The organism is Pseudoalteromonas luteoviolacea (assembly GCF_018100925.1).
GTDB lineage: Bacteria > Pseudomonadota > Gammaproteobacteria > Enterobacterales > Alteromonadaceae > Pseudoalteromonas > Pseudoalteromonas obscura.
Genome location: NZ_JAGJEH010000003.1, coordinates 454,961 through 466,403 on the forward strand (window position 1 = coordinate 454,961; position 11,443 = coordinate 466,403).

Here is an 11,443-nt window from a genome sequence, read left to right on the forward strand (position 1 = left end):
AAATCGCCATTCACTATTTATCGAAATAAAAGTGATATGGCGTTGATGATGTTGGGCTTATTATGTTTGCTTAAACACTTCATACTGTGTTTGAAGTATTTCTCAAGCATAGGTGTATTTTACTGATTTTAAGGAAGTAATACAGGTCATTTATGACCGCACTAAACCAGCTATACAAATTTCTAAAACTAAAAAACGCCAATCACTTTTTATCGAGATAAAAGTAATATGGCGTTGATGTTGTTGGGCTTATTCTGTTTGCTTAAACACTTCATACTGTGTTTGAAGTATTTCTCAAGCATAGGTGTATTTTATTGATTTTAAGGAAGTAATACAGGTCATTTATGACCGCCTTAAAAAAACTATACAAATTTCTAAAACTAAAAAACGCCAATCACTTTTCACCGAAATAAAAGTAATATGACGTTTATCTTGTTGGGTATGTTCTGCCTGCGTAGCCGCTTCATCCTGTGTTAGAAGCCTTTCTCAAGCATAGGTGTATTTTACTGATTTTAAGGAACTAAAAAAGGTTATTTATGACCGCCCTAAAACAGTTTTACCTGTCCCTTAAAGCAAAAAACGCCAGTCACTTTTTATCGAGATAAAAGTAATATGGCGTTGATGTTGTTAGGCTTATTCTGTCTGCTTAAAAACTTCATTCTTTGTTTGAAGCTTTTCTCAAGCATAGGTGTATTTTACTGATTTTAAGGAAATAAAACAGGTCATTTATGACCGCCTTAAAACAGCTTTACGTGTCCCTTAAAACAAAAAACGCCAAATACTTTTTATCGAGGTAAAAGCAATATGGCGTTGATGTTGTTGGGCTTATGATATCAGCTTAAAAGCTTCACTCTTTGTTTGAAGCTTTTCTCAAGCATAGGTGTATTTTACTGATTTTAAGGTTTTAAAACAGGTCATTCCTGCCCTAATTGCAATAATATTAAAAACCTTAAAACTCAATAAAAGAAAACCCGCTCGACACAGCTAAGCGGGTTTCGGTTGTGGAATAACAAGTCTGTTGCTTTCGCAAGCATTCATGATACTAACCCGTTTATTGGGAATAAAACGGGTCATTTTGTCGAAATTATAATGAAATATTTACATCAAATGTAAACTCTTCCAACTCTTCGTATGTTGAGATCTGCGCAAGAGTTTGCTCTGCTTCATCACTCGCTTGGCGAAGCTGCTCGCGCTGTGCTAGCAATTCAGCCAAATGTGCTTTGCACAAGCCTATCTCAGCTTGATCACCAGCCAACTCAGCACTTAGCACATGCTCCTGGGCTTTTTGTACTCGCCACTGTTCATTGCTTAACTTATCAAATACCGCTTCTTTTATTGATTTAAGCTTTTCCGATTTTTCATCGTTTAAGCGCGTTTCAGCCAATAAAATTTGTTGTGCTTCATAAGCTTGCTTGTAGTCAGCAATAGACGTGTCATTCCAAGCAACTCCAGTTTGTGGATGAACTAACCAGTAGTTTCCATCAATTTTCATGCCTTTGTCGGCAAAATATTCACAGCTCATGTTCTCTCCTTAAAATGCGCGGCATGTTCTGCCAAGACCATATTGGTTATAGGTGTAGTGTTCATTGATAATGCCTGCACCAGAGTAAGGGTTTATACAGCTAACTGCGGCCCCCATGAGACCATTGTCATAACCTGCGTTGTATGGCCTTGAATGATATGAATACATACCGAGTATTTCACCAGCCATACTTTCAAGCACAATTTTGACTTCAGCATCAGGTGAGTTATGCGAGTTATAATGACCAGTGCTACAACTAAAGAAGTAGTTGATAGGCTCTAGGCGCCTTTCATGAGTAAAGCGATAGTGCGCGCTATACTTGTTCTCTCCCATTTTAGTCACACCGTTATAACGCCCAAAGTAACCATAATAACTCACACCATAACTACTCATTGCCGTTTCAGAATGGTTGTAATAATGGATCCCATGAGCGTGCTGCAAGTTGTGATAAATGAACTTAACAACGGTAAAGTCCCCTGCATCTACATAAGCTTGAAGTTCTTCAGCATTTGCAATAGCTGTATTTGTCACAACGTTGCCATCACGGTATTTTTCTACTAGTACCGAAGTCCCCTCATCGACCATCACTAAGCAGTGTTTAGCATTGTCATACAAAACACCCACTTGGTTATAACTGTGATTTGTTGAAGTGCTAACGCCATATTGATCCGTTGCGTCTAGGTTTTGCTTCGGCTTAGTGATAGAGGTAAAACCCGAAGATTTACAGAATACACCTCCATAGTTTGCCACTGCAGTCGTTTGAGAATCTTGCGTGCTGTAGACGATTTCGTATTGAATATCTGCTGCGTTATTTTTACTCGCAAGTGGTAAATAAGCACTGGTACCATAATAGTAAATCTTACTCGCCGGGTTTTGCTCAAACGCATTAGAATAAACAAAGCTAGTGTGAGTTGTGGTTTTTTCCGCACCGTTGGCACTAAGCCTTAAATACTCTAGCCGACATTGCTCGGTATTCGCATTATGAGTAAAGCCAGGTCGCACCACATAAGTTTCACCACTATTATCATAAACAGCAAAAACAGAGGTAGCACGTCTGTGCGTGGCATTAGAGTTTGGTGTATCGATCGGTGTCATCGAAAACAGCGGACGCACCAGCAGTGCATTGTTAGTCGCTTGCAATGATTCGACGCGATTTAAATTTGGTGCCATGGAATCTAACAAATCTAGTTTACTAGATTTAGTATCAAGCGTCGTACTTGTTTGCGTCAGAGACTCAGTCGCCGTCTGCAAGGCTGCACCTGTAGACTGAGAAACTTGCTGTAATGTCGACGTCGCATCATTAATATGTGATTCTGCGACAGCCACAACCGCTTGCTCAAGTTTTGCATTGTCGGTCAGTTTAGTAATAGCATTACTCACTAATGCTTGTTCTTCGGCTGTAAGCGGCTGATTGCCGTTCATATCGGCAACAAGCTTATCTACCATGACTTGCACGGCATTTTGAATACTCGCCATAATGTCCTCTTATATAGTTAATAGTGTTTCGCCGAGCAGCTGATTCAGCTTGACTCGTCTTAGTTTCTCGTTCAGCAGCGCATCTTGCTGCTGGTCAAGATTGGTTTGCATATAGAGCAGTTGGTCAACATCAGTGATGGCCTGACGTATGCGCTCTACATCTTGCTGTAACAGGTTGTCTGGATGAGGGAGAGGTAAGGAGTAAGACAAGGTTTTGTCATCTATCATATTCCCTCCTATATTGAGAAGGTTCTAAGTGAGCGCACACGTGGTCTATCAATATGCGTACCTGAAAGTATGAGCTTAACTCTTGCTTGAGCCTCGCTGAGGTTAGAAAACTCATAATTACAGAGCAGCCAACCATCACCTTGCGGCTGAGTGGTTTTGAGAGGAATGCTCAGCCACTGCCCTTGCTGTTGAATCAAAACTTCAACCTTGGCCGTACCTGGCAACTGAGCTTCAAAGCTTACTTTCAAGCTCCCCCCCACTTGGCAAGGAATAGCGCGAGTCACATAGTCAGCTTCATTGCTTACTTTACCGAGCGCAGTTTGAACGCTATCAAACAAAACCGGAGTTTGCGTACTGGTGCCCGTCAATCTTGCACTTACCTGTAAAGGCTCTTTGACCTTATTTGCCAGTCTCAGCGCTTGCCATTCTTGTAGATTAAATTGGCCGATTTGTGCACCATCAAATTCAAAATGTAACTGCGTTTCACTGCTCGGCCGCTCAATAACCGCCATGGCCAATATGTCACTATGCTCATCAAGCGTAATCTGACCCAAAGGTACACTTTGTTCCGTTTGCGTAAATCGAGCCGCTTTTAGTCGAAAAGTTAAGTCACGGTTTTGATGTGGTGTCCATGTCGATGCATTACTGGATGACAACAACACACCAACTTGGTAGGGCTGTGAGGTTACCCAGCCGCTATCGCTATCGAACTTGCCAAGCTCTGCAATCGCGACCTCATGGTCAGGATCATCGGTTAATACAACAATGGCGTACTCTTGCCCTGCATTTAGTGATACTGGGTCAAACTCAAATAGCGTTGGAGCACCATTGAGCTGGAACATGCTGCGCTCTAAAGATGCTTCGGCTAGCACTGTCTGATTGGGGATACCCACTTCAGTTTCGCGGATCTGAACTCGAACGGGTTTATCAGCGCCTACTTTTTTAAACCATAACTCCACACCGGCGATAAAACGGCTTTGTGGCAACGTAAATGTCTGTGCTAAAGGGTCAAAGCGCACAGTTGTAATGGTTGTGATCCGCCTTGCAGTTTCACTGACTATCGTCCCACTACCTGTATAAGTTGCTTCACCGAATGAACCTTTCTCACCAACGAAGCGCACTGTTTTACTACCAACTGGTATATTCTCTGGAATGTAAAAACGGCCGCTTAAGCGGCCGCTAGGATCTGCGTTAATCATTATATCTCCTCAGGTGTGACCGCTATGCCATCGAAAACTACACGTTGCAGCGCTTCTCCACCACCAAACCCTGATAATGAGAAGTTCACCCAACGTCTACGTAAAAATTCAGCACTTCTAGTTGTACGGCTTACCACTTGAGTTTGCGTGCTTTGTGTTGTGCGCCTGGCCCAGCCACCACCTCGCGTAAATCGCCTTGTTATCGGGCTTGTCCAGTTGCGCTGTGTCTGAGTCCAGTGGTCCAAGCTTGGTGTTAAAGTAATTGTTGCCGGAATGGGCTCAACCGCTTGATAAGGGTTGATCTTCATGCTGCCAGTTTGTTTCGGTTGCTCTAACACATCCTCTAGTTCAAAAGGCAAAGTGAGCAAACCTTCATTTGGTACTGGTAACTCAGCGATATCAGCACTCAGTGGCAGAACCAACTCTCCGTCCACAATAGCTGCGGTTTGCGCAATGCCTGCATCACGCATGTCGTCATCAATAAAAGGGTCAACAAACACACCATATTTGCTCGCCGGATCTTGGCTGTTTGCATCATTGCGGAGTCTCTCAATGGCAAGCAACTGGTACAAATCACCTATTTGGTTTTGCATCTGCTCAAGCTGTGACATAGACACAGCCCGTACAGCCAGGTTTTCAATGTCTGGGGCTTGGTTGCTGAGCCAAGACTGGGTAACTTGTGCCAAAGCCAAGTGATGAGCAGGTGCTTTAGGTGCGGTTGGAAACTGATGGGAAGCCTGTCCTTTTATACGCTTAATTTGGCCGAGCCTGTCAAGCACAATAAGGTCGATTCGTGGCCGATACCACTGATAATCTATCGTCACCAAGGTGTTATCTACTACGTTGCCGCCGTCAGCCAGCTGCTTATAAAGGTTAAAGCCATACTCGTCATAATCGACCGTTAACTGCTTTCGATATCGGTAAGTCACTTCATATTGGCTACCTCCAGCAGGTTCCTGACCACTGAGCTGCCAACTAATATGATTTCTTAGAAAGATAAAATCCGCGCCTTGAATATACGTTGTATCACCTTGCGTAATACTCAAAATTTCAAGTACTGACTCGTCAGGGAGTAAATCTTCACCACCAGAAAGCTGGCCGCGTGTAAGCTGCGTTGCTTTCTCTACTGTTACATTAACTTCTTCTATTTGCCTGACTGGGAAAAAGTCCGTGTCAATGCGCATTACACCTTGCTCGTTGGCTTGGAATGTTTTTGGTTCTTCCTTGACTGAGCCTATATCTGGATCATAGTCAAATTGAGCTGTTCTTGCCGTGGCAAATGCCACCTCATAACCCTCGATATGCGCCTTGCCTTCTTCAAGACTAAACCCTTGCTGTTCAAGTTCAGCACCTCGATAGCTCAGTGACATCCCCTCAACAACATAGCTCCCTCCATTGGCTTCTCGGTCATACCTAGCTAGCGCTTGTGTCACCGCATCGAGCTGTGGTGGAGGCTGTTTAATTATCAGCGTACCTTGCTCGATTTTATGTACCGGATAAAACGCATCATCAGGACCGATAGCATCGCTGAGTAGCCCCCATTGACAGATCTGTTGCAGTCTCGCTGCGCCTGGCTCGTCGTAATTAATTGCATCAACAGCGGGATCTCGTAAACTCGGATCTTGCTCCTCGGTGACCACATTGTGGGTAAGCCAAACGCCTACATCGACGCTGGCAGCCATATCAATTGGCACGACACTGCTCATAACGGGGCGAACCTGTCCCGCTATATACACTTCCCCTTCAGTGATCAAAGCAGTTGCAAGCTTTGCGTCAATCACCACTTCACCGCCTTTAACTAAGTCCCCATCTTTAAGCAGGACATCAGCGACGCCTTTTAGCTGATGACTAACTTGTGACTGCAAGTCATTAAGCTCGCGGCTTTGCAAACCTTTACCAGCTCTAAACAGCAATCGTTCATAGCCGGAGTCTGCATGAAATTTTTCATAGTAATCTTCAAGCATAAACACCTCTAAAAACTGACAACAAATTCAAAGCTCTCTCTCACACCTTGCTCACGTATCAACGGAGCACGATGTTCAAGCAGCAATAAAGTACCTGATGAGGCTACTTGCTCTGGTGTTAAATACACCAAGCCATCAGGTAAGTCGGCGTTCGCTTGCGTGCCTGACATCAGGCCCAACTCCCGCACGGTTTCACCTGCACCATCGGTAAAATCAAACGAAAATTCGCAGTAAACGTGTTGAGTGGGTTGTGTTGAGAGAGAAAAGCGACCACCTTGGATAAGGATGTCACCATGATCGTCGGGATAACAATATCCAACCTTTTTGGCTTTTCGATAGCCTATTGGATCTGCTAATTCGGTAGCGTTGATGGGCTCTGCCGGCGGTGTTTGCCATTGCGATGCACCGCGCCCCCAAGCTAAATATATCGGAGTTTGTGCAATAGTTTGGGCAAACAGAGTTCGCCCTGCACGAGTAAGAATAGCCAAAATATTTCCTTATTAGCCCTAATTCAGTTATTCATCGCTGCTAACTCATTCGCCTTATATATCCATATATCAACCGTGCAATACTGTCCTTACACACATTAAGTGGCTCAGAATCAGTTGCTGAGAACCGAGTTTAGGGTTAGTTTGAAGTGTTGAATAAAATTAGCGATGTCCTTGGTGCGCAATAACCACCTGAGGGGAGCTAGTCGCAGACCAAGTACTCGCTTGCCAATAACCAAACCATTGCGCTTGGCCGAGTGAATACGTACGGCTAGTTTTTCGACTGTGTGTCGACGCCGCACTGAATTGACATGCTACAGGCTCACTAAGGCGCAAAATGCCAAGCACCTGAGAAGTACAGCTCTGCCAAAAACTATTATGCTTGCGATTTAAGCCACTCGCGGCTTCACCATCAAAACTAAATTGATGGGGATGAGTTCGCCGTGTACTAATGCGAAGCAACTTGCCATTTTTTAGTCGATGTCTAAAACCGGAATGATCGCTAAGTAAGGTTCCAAATGGCTTGGCTGAGAGTGTCAAATCTCTTATATCGAGTTTATAGGTGATCCGAGTGAGCTCACTTCTCGCTGGCGCACTAAGCTCTGCCAGTTGAGCCATACGCTCGGCATCATTTAGATTGGGTAATTGTTCAAGATGGCATTGATAACGGTAAAAATGACGATAAGAGCGAGATTCTTCAACGTCAGCAATTGAAAAGCCAAGCCAACCATAGGCCATTTCGAGACTTTTTCGTGTACCGCGGATCCGTTGCCAGGCAAGTCCCTGCTGTAAAACTTGGTCAAGGTCATCGAGATAAGGAACCAAGGCTCCCAAGCCGTATTCCCATATTAACCAAGGTAGTAAGGATTGTTTGGGGTGGGATTTAAAGCCACGTAATAGCTGTATTCCCTCTCCCAGCACAGATTCAAGTTGCCCATGTTTGACAATTGCTTCTTGTAAGGTGCTGTGATTGTAGGGGAGCAAAACGTCACTATCTGTATCTAGGTGATGAGACATAATTGAATTTGCCCTAATTGAGCGTATTGATTTGATGCGATATCAATCAAGGTATCCGGTGTATGTATTTCAACATGCTTTACACCATCTACATGCAGCTGTGCACTCAGCCAGCTCGGTGTCATAGCAACACCAAGGGCCATCGTTTCTTGCCACGCATTGCGCAATTTATCTTCCAATTGGGTGAATACCCAATTCGGCACATTGTGCTGAAGGTAAATATCGGCTTTGACATCGATTGGCACTTCTTGTGCAAAATTGACTTCAACTTGGTCAGTTAAGACTTTGACTTGGTCACTAAGCACATAGTCTCGTACCTGCTGTAATAGTGCATCAGCTTGTTCACTGTCTTGAAATAAGATCGATACGCGGACACGTCCGGAGGTTGGGCTATCCACTTCGACATCACGAATAGCATTGGGAGCAGCGGTGAGCGCTGCATTGCGGTAATGATCTTTGCTACCAGCGGTGCTGGAGGCCAGAGTTTTTTGCCGAATGCGAAGACGGTAATTTCCGTCTTCTTCACTCTCGGCACGCCCTAGACCATAAAACACACCAAGCTGATCTAAATCGCCGCCTTGTGCGGTTGCCAACAAGTTAGCATACGCCGCCTCATTAATACGCTGGCGCAGCAATAGCTCTCGGTAACTTTCCACTTGTAAACATACCGTCAAGGGATCGCTTTCTAGCTCTAATGCATCTGCATACTGTGGCGCAATGGATTTAAATCTTTCTTTGCGGGCTTGGTAAATGCTTTCATAGTCCAGTGGCTCAATGATATCTGGCGCAGGTAGCGCAGAAAAATCAAAGTACTGGGAGTTCATAGATTTTCTCTAGGTGGGATGGTGCTGTTACGCTTTGATAATATCAGCCACGCCTTGCGCGCGCGCTTCGATTTCACCTAATACGTTATCTACACCTTTGTGTTGATAGGGAAAAGTCAGTTGGTTAGTCGCTTGTTTATCTAACAGTGGGGCAAACATAGTCGCAGACTGCTGAGCTGCTGATTTCACTTCATCAAGCGTTGCCGCTGCCGCTATCGCCTTTGTCAATTTAGCAAACTCAATGAGCAACACATGCGCAGTGTCTGAAGTTGTGCCAATTAAGGAGTCAGCATCTGCAACCGCGTAGTGAATACGTGTGCGCTGCTCAGCTTTGGTGTGGTTTACACTACTATCTTTGTAATCGAGTAAATTTATATCAGACATGTATCACCTATGCTGGAATATGAGGGTAGTTAACAACACGATCTATCGCAAAATTGCATACACCACCAAAGTCAACCACGTGTTGAGGTTGTTTTGAGCCTCTATCTGGCACCTGTGAAAAAACACTATTTACCAGTCTGACATACAAACTGCAATATGGATGCAAGCCATTTAACCTCATTGCTGGGATTTGCAAAACGCGTGAGCCGTCCCACCAACCACCAGTTCTAGATATAGCGACATCAATTCCTAATGAAGCAATATTGTCGTTGATTTGCTCACTGGTCGCCTCATCATTAGTCAAGATAAACTCCATATTCGTGATACTCCAGTCTTGCTGATACTTGGTTGATTCACTGTAACCAGGCGCATATGCATAGCCAGACACGGTATGAAGCATAGTCAATGTATTTGTTTCAGGGTAAGTATGAAAGCCTGACCAGCTTCCACCCGTAGGTACTTTCACCCAAACGGTCCTTGTTTCATCATTCGGATCAACAACTAAACCATTGTCAGCTATTAATGACGTTTTTGTATGCACTTTGCGGTCATAATAGTTAACTTTGGTCTCAGCGTGGCTTTTTGCGAAATCAAGTTTTGCTTTGTTTACGTCACTTTTTGCTTCAGCCACTGCTGTTTGAATATCTTGTCGTGCCTGAATAACAGCATTATCAAGTTCAGCGGTTTTGTTTAAAACCGTATCTGTTAGTTCCCTGTTTGCTGAAACTAGTTCACCATTTGTCGTATGCAGCTCTGTTATCAACTGCTCAAGCGTTTTAGCTTGTGTAGACATAAATATTGTCCTCAATATAGTTTTTTGAAAAAAGACGGAATTAGAAAAGTAAAGTATTAGGCTTCAGCGCTTGCAGTTACAGGCGGTGCAATATGGTTTAGCCCCGCCGCCTTCGAGATTAGATAACTGCCAGCAGCGAGTTCAACACCTGGATTAGACAATTGCTCACAGTGCATATCAACGTTATTAAATACTGCAAGTACGGCACCGCCCACTGGAGGTGTATCCAAACGGATATGAGGCATGGGTTCATAAACAACTTCGCCAGCTATATTTACAACCCGAGATGCGAAAGTAACATTGCTCATCGACAGCATGCCTATCTTGCTATACTTGGCATAGTTTGCCGCTACAAAATAAGGGAAAAACTGCCCTGTTGTATTGCGATATAATACCACCACAGGAAAGCTCGCACTGTCACTAGATAATGAATAAGTTGCCTTACCCAAATTTTCGAACAAGCGATTGCCACTCATCAAGATAGTTTTTTGAAACTCACCAAATAGCTCTAGTGAAACAGAGGCATTATCACCACGCGTATTAAATGCAATCGAGCCGGTAAAATGCATTTTTAAACCGATGGACTGCCAATCATCTTGTGTATAAGTAGAAAAGATTACCGAACAATCAGGTACCTCCACAGTCGCCGATAGGTGCTCAACATTGTTCGCAGCAAGTTTTATTCGAGCAAAGCTGCCCGGTACTAGTTTTGCCACCGCAGCTTTGACCGTCTTCAAAGGTGTTTGCGGGCTAGCCCCCTCATTGCTATCACTGCCTATGGATGGATCGGCATTGACATAAAAAGTCTGCTCAAGGGTGTTTTTTATTTCAGTATTTACTTTAGAAAACGCAGTGTCGACTTTGCTATCCACAGTAAGTAAAAGCTGGTTCACATCATCGGTTAGCTCACTGCACTTTAAGCCTAAATTGGCATTGCTATTGGCCAGTTCCGCAACGCTTTTTGATAAACTTGACATCAAACTACCCCTCTAACTTAAGCAGACGGTCATTGAAATGAATTTGTCTTAAATTTGATTGAATTTGCGCACTGATTGCTTTTGTCTGTGCGATAGTGAGCGCTGCAAATTCGTCGGCATAATACAAACTCAAATCACCCGTCACGTTGAAGTCCAAACTTTCAGGCGGTACGGCAGTCAAAAGCAGATCAAAGCCCTGCACAATCTTTGCAATGGGCGTCTGATAAAAAAGCACATTTTCAGGGTGTGACCACACTGCAAATAACGTACGTTGACTTTCATCTGCATGATCATTGAGATAAAAACCGACCTCTTTTACCGCATACTGTTTGTCATCAGTAAATGTTGCCGTAACATGAAACTGGCCATTGCCAACAACTTCGGCACCGGATACTGGCGCCGTATTTTTTTGACTCTTCAATGCAGTCTGATTTCTATCAGGTGTATAGCCTGAGTCCCCCACAGCAATATGACCAATTTGAATTTTGACCCCTTGCTCAAGGGCACTGACCGCAGCATTTATCCCCTGTTGGGTCACAACAGGTGTATATACATTCATATTTGTACCTTA

At 43.9% G+C, this 11,443-nt stretch carries 12 protein-coding genes; all 12 read right to left on the reverse strand.

The window, feature by feature from the left end; genetic code table 11:
* Nucleotides 1-1,084: 1,084 nt before the first annotated feature.
* Nucleotides 1,085-1,522, reverse strand: coding sequence for a hypothetical protein (locus tag J8M00_RS08015; RefSeq protein ID WP_211009765.1), 438 nt, complete (start codon nt 1,520-1,522; stop codon nt 1,085-1,087).
* Between the two features lie 9 nt (nt 1,523-1,531).
* The gene (locus J8M00_RS08020) at nt 1,532-2,998 is read right to left on the reverse strand and encodes a hypothetical protein (RefSeq protein ID WP_211009766.1); all 1,467 of its coding nucleotides are present in this window, start codon (nt 2,996-2,998) and stop codon (nt 1,532-1,534) included.
* 9 nt (nt 2,999-3,007) lie between these two features.
* Complete coding sequence (locus tag J8M00_RS08025; RefSeq protein ID WP_023397081.1) at nt 3,008-3,226, reverse strand: hypothetical protein; 219 nt, start codon at nt 3,224-3,226, stop codon at nt 3,008-3,010.
* 8 nt (nt 3,227-3,234) lie between these two features.
* Entirely contained in the window at nt 3,235-4,425 is a 1,191-nt protein-coding gene (locus J8M00_RS08030) for a hypothetical protein (RefSeq protein WP_211009767.1), read from the reverse strand.
* Nucleotides 4,425-6,389, reverse strand: coding sequence for a DUF4815 domain-containing protein (locus J8M00_RS08035; RefSeq protein ID WP_211009768.1), 1,965 nt, complete (start codon nt 6,387-6,389; stop codon nt 4,425-4,427). The genes J8M00_RS08030 and J8M00_RS08035 overlap by 1 nt, the downstream gene beginning before the upstream one ends.
* Before the next feature lie 8 nt (nt 6,390-6,397).
* Entirely contained in the window at nt 6,398-6,877 is a 480-nt protein-coding gene (locus J8M00_RS08040) for a hypothetical protein (RefSeq protein ID WP_211009769.1), read from the reverse strand.
* 162 nt (nt 6,878-7,039) lie between these two features.
* Nucleotides 7,040-7,894: a phage tail protein gene (locus J8M00_RS08045; RefSeq protein WP_211009770.1), complete on the reverse strand. Its 855-nt coding sequence runs from the start codon at nt 7,892-7,894 to the stop codon at nt 7,040-7,042.
* Nucleotides 7,879-8,718 carry a baseplate assembly protein gene (locus J8M00_RS08050; protein ID WP_211009771.1) on the reverse strand — a complete coding sequence of 280 codons (840 nt, stop codon included), beginning with the start codon at nt 8,716-8,718 and terminating at the stop codon, nt 7,879-7,881. Before J8M00_RS08050 ends, J8M00_RS08045 begins: the two co-directional genes overlap by 16 nt.
* A gap of 27 nt (nt 8,719-8,745) precedes the next feature.
* Nucleotides 8,746-9,102 (reverse strand): hypothetical protein, encoded by a 357-nt coding sequence (locus J8M00_RS08055; protein WP_211009772.1) that lies wholly within the window; start codon nt 9,100-9,102, stop codon nt 8,746-8,748.
* A 7-nt stretch (nt 9,103-9,109) separates the two neighbouring features.
* Nucleotides 9,110-9,895, reverse strand: a complete 786-nt coding sequence (locus J8M00_RS08060; protein WP_211009773.1) for a hypothetical protein — start codon at nt 9,893-9,895, stop codon at nt 9,110-9,112.
* Between the two features lie 56 nt (nt 9,896-9,951).
* The gene (locus J8M00_RS08065) at nt 9,952-10,872 is read right to left on the reverse strand and encodes a hypothetical protein (RefSeq protein ID WP_211009774.1); all 921 of its coding nucleotides are present in this window, start codon (nt 10,870-10,872) and stop codon (nt 9,952-9,954) included.
* A gap of 4 nt (nt 10,873-10,876) precedes the next feature.
* A complete protein-coding gene (locus J8M00_RS08070; RefSeq protein WP_023397090.1) occupies nt 10,877-11,431 on the reverse strand; it encodes a phage tail protein in 555 nt (184 codons plus the stop codon).
* Nucleotides 11,432-11,443 lie beyond the last annotated feature (12 nt).